Below are 15,951 nucleotides of genomic sequence, written 5' to 3'. Positions count from 1 at the left end.
TTTGTTGGAATCATTATTGCCAGAATAAAAAATTAAATCTTAAACTAGAATCACTAATCGGTCAGTGACACTAAAAGCCAATTTACTTCCTGATTAACGTCACAAATATAAGTCAGTGCCATTTGTCTTTATCGATATTTGATTCTGATACTCTTGAATTATAACAAGCAAAAAAAAAGCCAGTACATTAGTACTGACTTAAATAACTATACAATCACAAAAGTAATGTGATAAACGTCATGAGTAAGGTGTAATAATTAATTTAATGTAGGGTCTGCCTTTATTCGAGGAAGATTGCGCGGTAAATAAGTGCCTAAATAGGCTTCGGTTAATATTTTTGCTTCACGCGCCATTTCAGGTGGTATATCGCCATTTTCGCGATAGTTCATTGAATAAACCTTATCTGCAACCTGTAGCGCAATAGCAAAAATATTCACATCATTCGGCAATTCGGGTAATACAAAATAACGTCGATAGATGACTTCAACATGTTCCGCTAACAAAAGATCATTTTGTGCATCTGCATGTCGTATAGAAGTATAAGTATGTTGGCCAAGCAATATACGTTGCACGAGCGGATTGCCTCGATAATAGTTAACAAAGCCTTGCTCTATCATCCTATTAATGTCACTCCAATGGCAAATTTCTTCAGGTTTTATCGCTTCATCTAAGACGTGGGTGAAATCTGCGAATATGCCTTCCATTAGCCCATAAATGAGCGCTTCAATATTTGGATAATGGTGATAAACCGTAGAAGCTGCTATTGAGGCTTCTTTAGCAACATCATAAATTGAAATCGCATTCACATCACGGTGAGCAACCAAACTCGTAATGGCAGTGTGAATCCGTTCTAAGCGCTTCTCGGTTGATTCTCGCTTCATGCTTGATCCCTATTGTGCATTATGACTTACCGTTATAAATCTACTCACTGTCTTTTACCATCATGCGTAGACTTTCTTTCGAACCGAAATATTACCGCGCTATTCGACAATCCCTAGTTATTAAGACTGTCAATTAGAACGTATCTTAACGTATATACAGTTACCAATACTGTGCGAACACCACCATGCTCACAATATTTTCAATACCGACACTGCGCACAATATTGCTCGCACTAAGCCGATACTTGACTGTCTTAATCACATCTTGCCGTGCTAAGCAGCCTCAGTTCTTCAAATCAAAACTTACGTCTGTTAGCTCACTATTCATTTGATCAGAATCAATTTTCGTGGTCTCACCCCTTTCTCTCCTAAAATATGGTTATTCCATCACGGCCTGCTCGTCACATATCAGTATTAAACCGATAAGTGATTCTCATAACGAAAGTAAATATCCCTCCCTGCTTAAATAAATACCAGCATAACGTTTCGCAACATCCAATAAATGAAATAACATAGATACGGAGAATCATTATGGACGCGCAAGTATCCAAAGGAAAAATGGGGGTCACGAGCCTAGCACTATTTAGCTTATGTGCCGTTATCGTCGTTGATACATTAACTGCCTCAGCATCCATTGGTGTTAGTTCCATCGGCTGGTGGCTAGTAACACTGGTTATATTTGTTATTCCTTACGGTTTAATTACCTCAGAACTTGGTACAACTTACCCTGGTGATGGCGGTATTTACGATTGGGTTAAAAAAGCATTTGGATATAAATGGGCGGTAAGAACTACATGGTTCTACTGGATAAATGTCGGGTTATGGATGCCTGCGGTTTATATTATGTTTGCAGGTATGTTCTCAGAACTATTTGCACCTGGCCTTTCTTTATTCTGGCAAATCATTATTTGTATCGCTCTTACGTGGTTAACAATTTGGATTTGTAATGTCTCAGTCGATGTGGGTGTTTGGGTAACTAATATTGGCGCCATATTAAAGATAACGGTTATATCTATATTAGGTTTTGGTGGGTTTATTTATGCCGCTAAGCATGGCGTTGCGAATGAATTCTCGATTGAAGCCATGATGCCAAGTTTAGATACCGGCGTTGCCTTTTTACCTGCTTTAGTTTTCAACCTTATGGGCTTTGAACTTGTCGCCACAATGACCAAAGAAATGAAAGACGTCCGCGATATGCCTAAGTCTATTTTCCTTGCCGCTGCAATTACCGCTTTCCTTTACGTCTTTGGCACAGTGGGCATCTTGATGGCGCTGCCAGTTCAAGATATAGGCCTAGTCGCAGGTATTATCGACACATTACGTAAGTTGTTTGGCACTGGTTTATTTGGGCAAAGCATGGTCTACGTGATCGGTACAATGGCGCTATTAACCTTCATCGGTAACATGGTGACGTGGACAATGGGTGCAAGCCGTGCCGCAGCAGAAGCTGCTGGTGAAGGTGAACTGCCTGACGTTGTGGCTAAGATGTCAGAAAAACACGATACACCTGTCGGCGCAAATAACATCACAGGGATCTTATCTACTGTTGTCATCATTGCGTATGCCATTTTTGCGCAAAGTAGTGACGAACTATTCTGGTCTGTATTTGCCTTCTCTAGCTGCATCTTCTTACTCCCATACCTATTCATGTTCCCGTCATACCTAAAACTACGTATTGCTGATGGTGATCGTGAACGTCCGTTCCGTGTACCTGGTGGCATGGGTGTGCAATGGCTACTCAGCATTGTTTGCTTCCTCACTATTGCGCAAGCCGTGGTGCTATTTATCTTCCCTGACCTGTTCACTCTCTCTGTTGATTGGGTTTACAGCGCCCCAGTGCTGTTTGGCGTAATACTCACCGTCGGGATTGGTGAGTACCTGCTTACATTGGCCGTGAAGAAAAAAGCACAATCGGAAAAAACGGTGACTTATGAAGAGCACACCGCTTAGTGCCCCCCTGCTTTAACTGCGAATTCAAACAAAAATAAATAAGGACATAATCATGACTAAGCAATTAGATACCACACCAAAACAAGATGGATTCAGAATGCCAGCGGAGCACGAACCTCAAGCAGGGATTTGGATGGCATGGCCAGAGCGTACCGACAACTGGCGCTATGGTGGCAAACCCGCTCAGGCTACCTTTGTTGCCGTCGCAACAGCAATAGCAAAAACAACGCCAGTAACTATGGTGGTGAGTGCGCATCAATTCGAGAATGCACGCGCTATGCTGCCGAGTGATATTCAGCTACTGGAAATGAGTACCGATGATTCTTGGATGCGTGATATTGGCCCTTCGTACGTGGTAAATGACAACGGTGAACGTCGTGGGGTTGATTGGCACTTCAACGCTTGGGGAGGCTTACTCGATGGTTTGTATTTCCCATGGGATAAAGACGATGCTGTCGCGCGAAAAGTGTGTGAAACCCTCGGCGACAATAGTTACCGCGCTCCTATTGTGCTTGAAGGTGGGTCTATTCATGTCGATGGCGAAGGCACACTGTACACAACGGAAGAGTGTTTGCTGCACCCGAGCCGTAACCCTGATTTAACGCGTGAACAAATTGAAGCCGTACTTAAAGAGCACCTTGCGATCGAAAAAATCATTTGGATCCCGCAAGGTTTATTTAATGATGAAACAAATGGCCATGTTGATAACCTCATCCATGTCGTTCGTCCCGGCGAAATAGCATTAACATGGTGTGATGACGAAAATGACCCGCAATACCCAATCTCACGCATGGCATTAGATATACTAGAGACAGAAACCGATGCAAAAGGCCGTCGGATTAAAGTGCACAAATTGCCTATGCCAGGCCCTCTATTCATAACGAAAGATGAGGCAGGCGGCATTGATGCATCAGACGGCATGGAGCGTGTTGCGGGTGAACGGTTAGCAGGTTCTTACGCTAACTACCTGATCTCTAACAAACACATAGTATATCCGCTGCTAGATAAAAATCACGATGCCGAAGTCGCAGACATGTTGGGCACTATCTACCCGGGGTACCAAGTATCTGGCGTAAATGCACGAGAGATCCTACTGGGTGGCGGTAATATTCACTGTATTACCCAACAAATCCCTCGCGTGTAATCAAAAAGGTCAAAACCATAGAGTAATTCGCCTCTTTAGTATTTGCTAAAGAGGCTTTTCATTCGCTTCATTTCACAATTTATATTTGCTGCAGGAATAAAAACGCACTCACCTTACTGTTACAGCCTTGACTTCACGCTTGTAAAACTTATCATAACGACAATTAATCCGTTTTCGTTATAGGAGGTACATAATATGTTTATTAATACACGTATTCCGCTACGTACCTTCTTTACACCTATCGCCTACCATCAGCGTCCGCTGATCGCTTAGCTCAGGCAGTAAATATTCACTATTTACTGCCGCCAAAGACATACTCAATCAGCCTACAGTAAACTCTCCGATCACAATTAAAATGTGACGGTTATCTGATTGCACCTTGTCAGCTTGCGGCATATTCAAATGCAATAGCAAAATATCGCCATCAATGAGCGAATACGAGGCAATACAATGACAATTAAGCATTGGTCTAAAATGGAAATGCTCCATGAGACAGTACAAAACAAAAATATCACTTTAAAAGGCACACACAGTTACTATAGCGGCGCCTACGATAATGGTTTTGAACAGTCGGTTGTGCGTTACCTTCATGGTGATGAAGTCAGTAAACATTGGGAACCACGCTGGGAGATAGATAAGCTCTCCATTGGTGATTACGTTTGTATCGGTGCGGAAGCGGTGATTTTAATGGGCGGTAACCATACCCATCGCGCAGATTGGTTCTCCCTGTACCCTTTCATGGATAAAATTGAAGAAGCCTATCAATCAAAAGGCGATACCATTTTAGAAGATGGCTGCTGGATTGGTATGCGTGCCATGATAATGCCAGGTGTTACCGTTGGTGAAGGGGCAAATTATTGCTGCAAACAGCGTAGTCACTAAGGATATCCCGCCTTACGCCATTGTAGGCGGCAGCCCAGCAAAAGTAATTCGTACACGTTTTTCTGACGATGTTACCTCTCGCTTACTAGCCCTAAAGATTTATGATTGGCCTGAAGCCAAGTTCGAGGCATTAAAAGGCATTATCTGTAGCAATAATATTGATGCATTAGAGCATGCGCATAATATCAACCGTAACTAAGCTATAAGTAAGCCCAGTCGACATAACACCAACTGGGCTTAAATATTAATTAGTACGATTTACTGCGCAATATCCAATTGATTAGCTGTCACGCCATTAGTACGGAACCAACCCGCGATACTAAAACGTGGCTTATTGGTTGGCAGCACTTCATGCGGAAACTGCTCAGATAAAAACACAAACAGACGGCCTGACTTTGGCGGCAAAGTAGTAATAATATTGCCATCCAAATCATAAACCACCAACTCACCTGCATCTTCTTTGTTCCAAGCGTCGTTCATGTAAAAAACAGTCGTTAAACGGCGGTTTTCGTTACCATGAAAACAGTCGAGGTGCTTCTTATAAAAGTCACCTTTTTCGTACTTAGCAAAGTGCGCTTCATACTCAAATAAACCTAGGTAGAAATGTTGATTTGCAGCACGACGAATCTCTTCCATACGAGAAAGAAAATCATCAACCGCTGCGCCTTGGCTCTCTGCCAACCAGTGAATTTTATCACTGCGGATAGAGGATTCACGCATCACTTCATCGTTACGACCAATACACGCTTTTTTCCACTCATCAGGCATGCAGGCTTTTAAGTCTTCAACTTGTTCAGCAGAAAGAAAGTCATCCCAGATGTAGTAACCGTTTGTATCTAGCGCTTCAATTAAATTGTTCATCAACATTTCATTGCGAATTATTCAGGGATGCGCGTTATATAACCATCCTCCCCGCGTCACAATTCGATTTTCTTGTCGTAGTAATAGGCCAAATTACTCAACCTATATAATCAATGAATTAGCGCATAAACCCGCCAGTCATCATTGGTGGCTTTTATGCTATTGATAATATATTTTGCTTTTTACCCTCTTTATGCTCGATTTCGAGTAAAATACTCCCGCTAATTTTCCCTCAATACGGATTCATCATTTTGCATACTCTTTCTCAGCTAAAATCTGGCGAACTGATCGGTACTAAACGCCTAAAACTTGCCGAAGGCTTAACCGATTTTCCTCTCGAAATTCTGACCTTAGCTGATACGTTAGAGGTGCTGGATTTATCTGATAATGCACTTAGCTCACTGCCCGATGCTTTAGTTAAACTGACCAAGCTAAAAATCATTTTCGCATCAAACAACCAATTTGATACGTTACCAGCGGTATTGGGGCAATGTCCTGAACTTGAAATGATCGGTTTCAAATCTAACCACATTAGTCACGTGCCTGAAAATGCGTTACCGGCGAAGTTGCGCTGGCTAATTCTGACCGACAACCGCATTGAAGTGATGCCTGAAACGTTAGGTGAGCGCCCTCGCCTACAGAAGCTAGCATTAGCGGGTAACTGCCTTACAGCATTACCACTGAGCATGTCGAAGTTATCCAATCTTGAATTACTACGTATTTCTGCAAACAAACTGCAACAATGTCCTGAGCAGCTTTTGCAATTGCCTAAGTTAGCTTGGTTTGCATTTGCAGGAAATCCATTTTGTGAATCAACATTAAAAGTTAAATCTGTACCATCAATTGCTTCAAGCCAATTTGAATTAGCTCAATTACTTGGCCAAGGGGCATCTGGTGTTATTTCAAAAGCGATGTGGAATGGCGACCATACTGGGTTTCCCGCTGATATCGCCGTAAAAGTCTTTAAGGGTGAAGTCACCAGTGATGGTTACCCTGAAGATGAACTACAAGCTTGCTTAAAAGTCGGAAATCACCCTAATTTAGTCCAATCATTGGCCCAAGTGAATGAAGAGGGTTACTTAGCGTTGATCATGAACTTGATCCCAGCTCACTATAATAACCTTGGCTTACCACCAAGCCTTGATAGTTGCACACGCGATACCTTCCCTACCGGTTTTACCTTACCAGTAACAGATATAGCACGCATGGTTGAACAGATGGAGGGCGTATTTGCGCATCTGCATGACAATCAAGTGTGTCATGGTGATTTATACGCGCACAACACCTTGTTTGATGAGAATGCGAATATCATTTTTGGTGATTTTGGCGCAGCGTCTATGTATCACATGCTTAATGAGCAGCAACAACAACGTATTAGAGCTATAGAACAACGTGCACTGCATCACTTTATTGATGATCTACTTAGTGTTTGCGCAGAAAGTGATAAAGCCTCTGAGGCTTATCAAGCTTTAGCAAAACGTATATGGACAGAAGGCATATAGCCATAAGGTATCCAGTCAGAACGCATAGCTTACAGTGAGATCAGTTCGCGTTATCGTCCTGATGATAAATACAACTTATAACCAATCCAGATAAAAGAAGGGCTACCCCAATGAGGTAGCCCTTCTTATATTTATCTAATTACAGCGCTTTTACCGTAAACCAAATTAGCAACTAGCGGCGCTTGTCGTTATTACGTGCAGGCTTACGCTTGTTTTTAGGAACATAATTCAGAATAGACACTGGCAGTTCTTTTGTCGGAACGAAACCGTCAACATCTTTACGAACAAGCAAATGGCCTAACAAGCTTTCAATCATGCACAAGTTTTTGAAATCGTCTCTTGATACTAAAGAAATCGCTTCACCCGATGCACCAGCACGGCCAGTACGACCAATACGGTGAACATATTCGTCAGCTGGGAATGGTAGATCGTAGTTCACAACACGATCAAGATCATCGATATCGATACCACGCGCAGCAACACCTGTTGCTACCAATAGTTTCAATTCGCCAGATTTGAATTTTTCAAGTACTTGCTCACGCGCAGCTTGGCTTCGGCCACTGTGGATCGCTTCAGCAACAATGCCACGTTTTTCTAGCTGTGAAACTAATTTAGCCGCACCATGTTTTGTTTCGATAAAGATAAGTGCTTGTTCCCATTCATTCTCTTTAATCAAATGGCTAAGAAGTGCCGATTTCTTGTCTTTATCTACCGAGATTAACCATTGATCGATCTTTGGTGCTGTATCGGCATTTGCCTTCACAGCAATCTCTACTGGGTTTACGATAGCCGTTTTCGCTAGTGCACGAACTTGCTTTGACAAAGTAGCAGAGAACAATAAGTTCTGGCGATCTTCTGGTAGACGTTCCATGATTTTATTGATGTCTTCAATAAAGCCCATGTCCAACATGCGGTCAGCTTCATCAAGAACCAATATTTCTAGTGCATCAAAGTGAATAGCTCGTTGGGTATACATATCCAACAAACGACCAGGCGTTGCTACTAGGATATCAACACCATCGATCAAGCGTTGTTTTTGATCGGCGTAATCAACACCACCATACATAGCAAGTGATGTATGCTGAGAATACTTGCTGTATTGCGCAATATTCTTTTCTACCTGAATCGCAAGTTCGCGTGTAGGCGTTAAGATTAACGCACGGATACGTTTAGCACGTACTTCTACATCGCTATCTAACATAGTTAGAATAGGTAACGCAAAGCTAGCCGTTTTACCTGTACCCGTTTGAGCACCAGCAAGAAGGTTACGACCTTTCAAAATAGCGGGAATAGCTTGTTCTTGAATAGGGGTCGGCTTGCTGTAGTCCAATTCGGCGATGGCTTTTAGGATTGATTCGTGTAATCCAAGCTTAGAGAATGACATGTAGGATCTCGGTAGAAAATAATAATCAACAGCCTCCGCATAAGCCGAGGCTGAAAGCATAGCCGCACAGTTTAACAGAATCCCGCACTAAGATGCACCGCACACTTTTTCAAACCGATAAAAAAGACTTACGTCTGAATAGCTAAGTCCACTAGTCATAGTAATATTACGCATAAAACACGGCACTAAACCCATCCTGCATTTTATGCGTGACACGTTAATGATTAATTGCACTTTAAAGCATTCACACCGCAAACTATTTAACTATTTTCAATGACATAGGAAATGTAACCCTTTACTCTTAACACACCTTTCTTTTGATGCCATGTGTTCGCTATGTCCGTTGCTTTAAACACTTCCCCATTTGTTGTGTATTACGACCCAAAATCAGTTGAATCTCTTCGCCAAGGGCTAATCACTTACCGTCAACTCCTAGAATCTGATGGCGCCTTCTCAGATTTCCATTGTCAGGTACGCTTTGAGGTTATCTCTGGTTGTGACGATCGTATTGGCAGCCTTTACCAAACGAAGCTCGCTAACCTCACATTTGGCTATAGCGACGGCAATACCGATGGCATACAGGCAGAACAAACACTGAGTTCAACCCACCTCACCTCTGAAAGCGCCTTTTTCCTTCGCGCCTGTCAGCATCCTCAATTGGAAGAGCAGCTAACACAAACGGCCAAACTCATTTGCCAAGTCTCTCGGAATATCAATGACTCATCTGGAATGTGGATCTCAGAATGTGAGGTTTTTGGGATGCTGCCATTGTTCATGATAGCAATAACCTACCCTAACAATGCCTACTTATTCGGAGGCTATATCATCCCGTACTGGGATTCAGAACACGCGCCCCTTGGCGAAGATATGCTGGCTTTACTCGCGAGTCACTTAGGCTATAACCAACATACGCTAAAGGCCTTCTGTTACTGTGATAACAGCAGCGCCAGAGCACGCATGTTTAGCCTTGAATACCTTAGTCACCATGGTGTCGACTTTGTACAAAGTGAAGCCATTGAAGGTGGATTACTGGGTGTACTTCGCCGTAATCCTGATGAATTCAACACCTTTAAATCGCTATTAAAGCAGCGCTTTGCTGAACAAGATTACCTACAATACACGGACGATACGCGTTATTACCAAGAGCACCCGGTTGAAAGTTTCATCTACACAATAATGTCGCCAAGCAAAGGTGATGATTATTACGATCGGGATGAATACCACCAAGTGTTGCTAGGTAACTTTATCAACTCACCGGGCGACGAAGTTGCTGCTGAACTCAAACTAGAAATAGAGCAATACTTAGGGCGGCCAATTGTTGCACCGAAAGCGATTGAAGATGAAGACGATTATTACCGCGACAATTACTATATTTACGGTACGGGTGAGCAAGATTGGAAAGCCTTTGTAACCGATGGCTTTGAGCACGGTCGTGATATTTGGCATTTCGTCGAAACAGGTGAAAATCCAAGTATTCTAGATCAGGTAACACCTTGTGATATGGCCGCTGTAGCCAAAGCGGGCAACTTCAATATTCACAAGAAAATTGCCTATCATGTCGGCGGATTTGATACTTACCACGCTGAAATGGCATCGATCATTTATGACTTGATCGTAGACTGGAATGATGAGGATGATGCTGAAGAGATCCTCACCAATAACCGCCTAAAACTGTTACGCATGTTTGATGTTCTTCATCACTGGAACGGCAAGCAAGCATTCCACCCTGATTTTGCGAACGAGATAGTCGAGACCTATGAGCTTCTCACCGATGACGCTTTTATTGCGCGTTATAATAGCGATTGGCAAGCACTGCTAATCCGTCATATTGGTGAGTTTTCAGGGTATAGTAGCGCAATCGCACATGATGAATTCAAGCGTTGTTACACACTAATACAAAGCCATCGTTCGGACATCATCGTCCTATTAACCAAGCTAACGAAGACGCAAGACTTCGATGCCGTTACTCACATGGCACTGTGCGCCGCCATTGTGGAATGGGACAAAATACATCAACAACATGATGAGCTATCGTTATACGCGCTTAACCAGTTAGAGCTAAACCTTGAAACACTGATCTATCGCGACTTAAATGAAACCAGTCACTTTATTTGCCATACCGATGACAAACCGTATTCTTATGACACACCCAATAGCGAAGACCTCGCTAAAGCGGCTGATGATTGGCAATTTATACAGGGGTTCCTCACCCAACAACATGATCACTTTGAAGAAGCGCTGGCCCGTTTTGAGCCTCAGTTAATCCGCCACGAGCGAAAAGAAAGCATTAACCCAGCACAACCCTATTATGAGTTTTTACGTAACTTCAGTGATAACGCACAAAAGCTTTTAGTTTGCGCCCAAGTTGGAGCACACATAGATAATTTTGCGCTTCAGTCATTCTGCACACGTTTTGTGTCACTCTGGTTGCGTGTTGCTCCCTGTAAAACAACGCGCATGCTAGCGGATTTCTTTTCTGATCCTGAGGTTAAAAAACCGAAAGCGAGTGCCGATTTAGTCAAGCAACTCGACGCATTAACGCCACTGGCTTCGCTTGCCTATCAAATAGAAACTATTGTTGATAACATCGGTTGGGATGATGACGAAGCCGCACTGCTCGCGCCATTTTTCAAGCAATGGATAACGGAACAAACCAAACAACACCAACAGCAGTGCATACGGTTAGCACTACGCTTAATATTACCCCGTAACGAACAGCAGTTTTATATCGCCCTTCAGAAGGCAAACCCTGAACTGACCATTCGCTATTTTGATGAAACTGTACATTACTTGATGATGAACAGCATTCGTCGCCAAATACACAGAGCTTATTCTCCTAGCCAATCGAACAAAGAAGACGAGGCGCAGGATCTTCAACAATTCAGTTCAATATTAGCAACTACGGCACCGTTAACCACAGAGCAAGTCACAACACTACTCGCCTTATGTGATAAATACCGTGTCAATGAGTTCGATACGCTTTATGGCATGGCAGAATTGGAGACGTTGTTTTACTACACCTCCTCACATTTACAAGATGCAATCATGCGCTTGTTCGCTGCCAGACCACGCCTTGGTTTAACGCACCTTTATTGCAAAGATAAAACGACACAAGCCAAATTGTGCCAAAAAATGCACGAACATGGCGCTAATATTCATGAATTACTGTCTTATTCGCTAGATCAGGGATGGGACAAAAGTTTACCTTGGTTTGCTGAACAACCACAAATACGTCAGTACACCGATAAACTCAATCTAGAAGAACTTCTGAAACTATTAGAATCTTTAGCACGCTACCCAGAATGCCAATCACTAATAGATCACTATGCTGCGCATAATTCTCGTAATGTTCGTGATTTGGTTGCCGACATTCAAGCTGGAAAATACAGTAAAACAGTCACCTCAAATATTGAAATAATTAATTATGGGATCTTCGTTGAAGGGGCCACAGAAGAAGAACTTGAAGAAATAAAGCAAGAACAAGAAGAAAGTGACTGTCTCTTGTTCTATAAAATTGAACATCGCAAAGAGACGCTGCAGATTGATAATGAATTAAATCGTTCGTTTGGACTTCAGCTGGGGTATTTTGCCGATGACGATAATGAAGATGAATTAGCGCCAGAATTGGAGCTAACCATCAAATTACACCATCCATACATGCACAGTGAAGATGGCTACTTATCTGATTGGACTACCACCATCTCACTCGGCCGCTTAACCTATGTTGGCTGGACGATGTCGGATCGTGCGTTAAGCATCTGCGGTATTTACCGATTTGAAATATATGACCCTTCTGGTGTTTTAGTCGCCGAAAAAACCTTCCACGTAATGGAAAACAAACCCCGCTATGTAGCTGAACTGACGGCGCTTTTAGATGACGAGAGTATCGACATTGCTCATATTGGTAGTTTAACCCTCGCCAATGGTGAACTGGACTTCATGCAATACAATCAGTCTGCAAGCGGTTTAATTTTAGGCAATAAATTGCACTCATCCGTCACGCAGGTTTATCGTTATCAGCGCCAAGATCAGTTGGAAATGGTCGATATTCGGCTTAATCAAACTCAGCCAGATCACTGGTACCCAGCAGCAAACCAACTGTACCCATACTTAGAAAGCCGAATAAAAGGTAAAACGCTATTAGTTGGAGAGCCAGGCAGTATTAAAGCGGCGCAGCAATGCACCAAAACTTGGCGTAAAAAAGTCACCAAAACTGAGGCCGTTCATCTAATTCAACCCGATGAGAGTAATGCATCTAACGTTTTAGCGGTTCACTTAGCCCGTAAAGGTATGCGAGTCTATTTAGGTTATAACCCCTCAGGCGAACTTTGCCGAGTTGCAATTGTTAACATCAAGTTTGGTTTACTGCGAAGGTTCTTCATCCGCGTCATGAATAAAATTTCCAAGAAAATTATTCATAGTGCAGGCATTTATCAACCGTTGTAAGCTCCGTTTTTCGTCGTAGTGTGTCGAATTAAGCTTAACGGCTTGCTGCACATAGCAAGCCGTTCACAAAACGGGATAGAGTCCATCGTGGTACTTGAGGTTTCATTCCCTTAGATTCACCTGTAAAGTACGCAAAATCGGTCGTTTACCGCTATCTTCAGGCATAGTAATGAATGTTCTTGCGCTGAATACGCATTGCGGTAAAAGTAACAATATAGAGAAATATCCATGAATATCGAAAATACTGTAATCGAAACACTAGACGAACTTGAACTTTTTCTTATTTCAATCGAAGACGGTGGTCTTGGCCTGACAAATGTTGCTGGTATTGCAATGGCAACGAACAACACTGATGGTCGTCCATTTGTTGCTGTGCTAGATGACAAACACCAATTATTATTGGGCCGTTGGGTATCTCAAGACGTATACGAAAACGGTAAAGAGATGGTACGCAGAGGTCCACAGCGTAAGAAACACTAATTACTGCATTCTAAAATAGCGCCATCCTTCTGCGATGGCGCTGTTTTTAGTTTTTAGCGTCCACGGCATTTCACTCAAAGCCCTCATGAGTCAGCGCAGCCAATATCACAACAAGTTCAATTCAATTTTACATATTTCAAATTAGAACTCTTCATAATCAACCACTTTAGATGCATTCAAACTGTACCCCATAGTGATATTACTGGTCCCATCTACGATATAGACATCTTCTGATTTAACAGATGAAGCAATAACCCCTTCAACCCAGACCGGATACTTAACATTCTTTACCTTATACCCTTCAGGGAACGATATACGGACAATCTGGTTTGCTGGTGGAGGCGGCATATGAATACAAGCGCCAGCAACGGGAACCAATAAAAAGTCCGTCGTCACCATGGCGTCGGAGAACTCAATTGGGACAAGAAAACCGGGGATACGGACATTCTTTCCATCAAAGGTTGTGGTGATCGCTTCCGCTGACTTTTTCTGTGCTTGTATATACAGCCTTCGTAATTCAAGCAATTCATCGACATCAATACCTTTGGACTTTAGTTGTTTCTTGATTAAAGCAATACGATCTGTGTCTTGCTGCCCACTAGACTGCATTAGCGTGAAAACACGTTGAAGTTGTAACCTCTCTTCATCACTGAGGTCTGGAAGTGTTATCGGATTTTGGGCAGTTTCAGGCCTTAATGATTGCCACTCAATTGTGATTGGATCGTTGGCATAACTACCTAACGAGGCTGACATCAAGACCATCACGAATAGAAACTGAATAAGCTTTTTCAACATTCATCATCCTTTCTTAAAATAATCAAAAAACTGTAATTAAAAACAGTTAAAGGTAATTCAAGCTGATGACCTAAAGCGTATTTTTATAGATAACACCATCTTTCATGATCAATTTAATGGTATCTGGACTCTCAGGGCGCTTTTCTGCACCAAACCACTTGTCACCAGTACCCACAACAGAAAAGTCACTTAAAGGGTTGCCATCTAATAACAGAATGTCTGCATAAGCACCCGTTTCAATCACCCCTAATTTAGCTTTTGGATAGGGGTTAGTGAAATCACCTGTTAATTTCGAAATCTCTCCTCCAACAGATGTTAATGTTTTCAAAGATTCATAAGGGCCAAAGAACGCATTATTTAAATGTTTTTCGTAAGCTATTTGAATGTTACAGGCATCTACAGAACCAACACAGTCAGTTTGAAATCCACGCTTAACTGGGCACTTCTTCATATTAGGAATGTAGTTTTTAAAGGTTTCACTCGCCGATTTCGCTTTTGCTAAACTAGAAGCTACATTTTTCACGGCAGGAATATCCAAAAGGCCGGGATCAAATGCCGTTAAGTTCGTCGTTATATAGGCGCCTTTTTCCGTCATGACTTTGGCAATATCACAATCAAATGCGAAACCATGTTCAATCGAGATAACTCCCGCATCAAGTGCGCTAAGAATGGCTTCTTTACGGTAAGAGTGCGCCATTACATAGCTACCATAACTATCAGCAACAGCAACAGCAGCTTTAATTTCTTCAGGAGAACCCGCCAATAGTTGCCAAGGATCAAATGCTGATACGACCCCACCAGACTGCATATATTTCAGCTGAGTTGCCCCCATACGGAAATTATTTCTCCCATACTTTTTAACGTCAGCAACACTATCAACTTCTTGCGCCATATTCAGGCGACCAAAATTTGTTTCGCTACCCACAGGAGCCGAGAAGTTTGCAAAATCCGCGTGACCCCCTCTAGTGCCGAGAAAAGCACCTGATGGATAATAACGTGGACCAACAATTTCCCCTGAGTCTATGGCTCTCCTTAAACCACCGTTTGCACCACCCGCATCACGCACAGTCGTGAAGCCTTGCATAAGGTACATCCTCGCCATTCGAGAACCATGAATGGCAAAGTCTTCCCAAGTCATATTTGCTTCCATTGCAGGCAAATTTGGCCCCATGAGCATCAAGTGCGCATGATTTTCAATAAAGCCTGGTGTTAGGGTTTTTCCCGTACCGTCAATGGTAGTCGCGTCGTCTCGAACTTTAATGTCTTTATCAGAAATGGTTTTAATGATATTCCCTTCAACTAATACATGATAATTTTCAAACAGCTTATTTTCGAGGCCATTAAATATATCGACATTCTTGAAGAGTATTTGTACTGCAGGTTTTTCTTCCGAAGCAAAAGCCATTGATATCATTAAGGTAAATAGAGGTACAAGAACAACAATCTTCATGTATAGTCCCTTCTAGATAAAATATTTTCACCTTAACCATCGCAATCATATTTGATGGTTACAGACTGAGAAACTCATAAGAAGTTAAGGCCACGTTTATTATATTGTCAACGTCACATAAAATAATAGCTTTCAACTAATAAGAATAATAAGCTAACAAATATTATGTGGGATAT

Annotated in this window: 10 protein-coding genes and 1 pseudogene; 6 read left to right on the top strand and 5 right to left on the bottom strand. The window is 42.3% G+C overall.

Annotated features, from left to right (window positions below; all coding sequences use genetic code 11):
* Window positions 1-257 precede the first annotated feature (257 nt).
* Window positions 258-881 (bottom strand): TetR/AcrR family transcriptional regulator, encoded by a 624-nt coding sequence (locus ASV53_RS16070; RefSeq protein WP_094957827.1) that lies wholly within the window; start codon window positions 879-881, stop codon window positions 258-260.
* A gap of 531 nt (window positions 882-1,412) precedes the next feature.
* On the opposite strand from ASV53_RS16070, the gene ASV53_RS16065 reads away from it, so the two are divergent.
* The 3 genes and pseudogenes from ASV53_RS16065 (at window position 1,413) to ASV53_RS16055 (ending at window position 5,056) form a co-directional block, all read left to right on the top strand.
* Window positions 1,413-2,831 carry an APC family permease gene (locus ASV53_RS16065; RefSeq protein WP_094957826.1) on the top strand — a complete coding sequence of 473 codons (1,419 nt, stop codon included), beginning with the start codon at window positions 1,413-1,415 and terminating at the stop codon, window positions 2,829-2,831.
* A 52-nt stretch (window positions 2,832-2,883) separates the two neighbouring features.
* Window positions 2,884-3,975: an agmatine deiminase gene (gene aguA, locus ASV53_RS16060; RefSeq protein ID WP_094957825.1), complete on the top strand. Its 1,092-nt coding sequence runs from the start codon at window positions 2,884-2,886 to the stop codon at window positions 3,973-3,975.
* A 450-nt stretch (window positions 3,976-4,425) separates the two neighbouring features.
* Window positions 4,426-5,056 (top strand): annotated as a pseudogene (locus ASV53_RS16055) (CatB-related O-acetyltransferase).
* A 59-nt stretch (window positions 5,057-5,115) separates the two neighbouring features.
* On the opposite strand, the gene ASV53_RS16050 reads toward ASV53_RS16055, so the two are convergent.
* Window positions 5,116-5,718, bottom strand: a complete 603-nt coding sequence (locus ASV53_RS16050; protein ID WP_094957824.1) for a 2OG-Fe(II) oxygenase — start codon at window positions 5,716-5,718, stop codon at window positions 5,116-5,118.
* 251 nt (window positions 5,719-5,969) lie between these two features.
* Here ASV53_RS16050 and ASV53_RS16045 point away from each other — a divergent pair, with 251 nt between their 5' ends.
* The gene (locus ASV53_RS16045) at window positions 5,970-7,220 is read left to right on the top strand and encodes a leucine-rich repeat-containing protein kinase family protein (RefSeq protein ID WP_094957823.1); all 1,251 of its coding nucleotides are present in this window, start codon (window positions 5,970-5,972) and stop codon (window positions 7,218-7,220) included.
* A gap of 172 nt (window positions 7,221-7,392) precedes the next feature.
* On the opposite strand, the gene ASV53_RS16040 is transcribed toward ASV53_RS16045, so the two are convergent.
* Window positions 7,393-8,604: a DEAD/DEAH box helicase gene (locus ASV53_RS16040; RefSeq protein WP_062687839.1), complete on the bottom strand. Its 1,212-nt coding sequence runs from the start codon at window positions 8,602-8,604 to the stop codon at window positions 7,393-7,395.
* A 336-nt stretch (window positions 8,605-8,940) separates the two neighbouring features.
* On the opposite strand from ASV53_RS16040, the gene ASV53_RS16035 reads away from it, so the two are divergent.
* Both ASV53_RS16035 and ASV53_RS16030 read left to right on the top strand, forming a co-directional pair.
* Window positions 8,941-13,050, top strand: coding sequence for a hypothetical protein (locus ASV53_RS16035; protein WP_094957822.1), 4,110 nt, complete (start codon window positions 8,941-8,943; stop codon window positions 13,048-13,050).
* Window positions 13,051-13,278: 228 nt separating this feature from the next.
* Window positions 13,279-13,530 carry a hypothetical protein gene (locus tag ASV53_RS16030; RefSeq protein WP_062687836.1) on the top strand — a complete coding sequence of 84 codons (252 nt, stop codon included), beginning with the start codon at window positions 13,279-13,281 and terminating at the stop codon, window positions 13,528-13,530.
* A 141-nt stretch (window positions 13,531-13,671) separates the two neighbouring features.
* On the opposite strand, the gene ASV53_RS16025 is transcribed toward ASV53_RS16030, so the two are convergent.
* Together ASV53_RS16025 and ASV53_RS16020 are read right to left on the bottom strand one after the other, a co-directional pair.
* A complete protein-coding gene (locus ASV53_RS16025; protein WP_094957821.1) occupies window positions 13,672-14,325 on the bottom strand; it encodes a DUF3299 domain-containing protein in 654 nt (217 codons plus the stop codon).
* A 70-nt stretch (window positions 14,326-14,395) separates the two neighbouring features.
* Complete coding sequence (locus ASV53_RS16020; protein WP_094957820.1) at window positions 14,396-15,775, bottom strand: metal-dependent hydrolase family protein; 1,380 nt, start codon at window positions 15,773-15,775, stop codon at window positions 14,396-14,398.
* Window positions 15,776-15,951 lie beyond the last annotated feature (176 nt).

Source organism: Photobacterium sanguinicancri (assembly GCF_002265265.1).
GTDB classification, from domain to species: domain Bacteria; phylum Pseudomonadota; class Gammaproteobacteria; order Enterobacterales; family Vibrionaceae; genus Photobacterium; species Photobacterium sanguinicancri.
The sequence above is the reverse complement of the archived record's forward strand: the minus strand, read 5'-3'. Positions and strand labels throughout refer to the sequence as shown.

Excerpts from the sequence above, each read along its gene's own strand:
- ASV53_RS16070 (WP_094957827.1), bottom strand. The coding sequence starts at position 881 with ATGAAGCGAGAATCAACCGAGAAGCGCTTAGAACGGATTCACACTGCC.
- ASV53_RS16065 (WP_094957826.1), top strand. The coding sequence starts at position 1,413 with ATGGACGCGCAAGTATCCAAAGGAAAAATGGGGGTCACGAGCCTAGCA.
- aguA (WP_094957825.1), top strand. The coding sequence starts at position 2,884 with ATGACTAAGCAATTAGATACCACACCAAAACAAGATGGATTCAGAATG.
- ASV53_RS16050 (WP_094957824.1), bottom strand. The coding sequence starts at position 5,718 with ATGAACAATTTAATTGAAGCGCTAGATACAAACGGTTACTACATCTGG.
- ASV53_RS16040 (WP_062687839.1), bottom strand. The coding sequence starts at position 8,604 with ATGTCATTCTCTAAGCTTGGATTACACGAATCAATCCTAAAAGCCATC.
- ASV53_RS16035 (WP_094957822.1), top strand. The coding sequence starts at position 8,941 with ATGTCCGTTGCTTTAAACACTTCCCCATTTGTTGTGTATTACGACCCA.
- ASV53_RS16030 (WP_062687836.1), top strand. The coding sequence starts at position 13,279 with ATGAATATCGAAAATACTGTAATCGAAACACTAGACGAACTTGAACTT.
- ASV53_RS16025 (WP_094957821.1), bottom strand. The coding sequence starts at position 14,325 with ATGTTGAAAAAGCTTATTCAGTTTCTATTCGTGATGGTCTTGATGTCA.
- ASV53_RS16020 (WP_094957820.1), bottom strand. The coding sequence starts at position 15,775 with ATGAAGATTGTTGTTCTTGTACCTCTATTTACCTTAATGATATCAATG.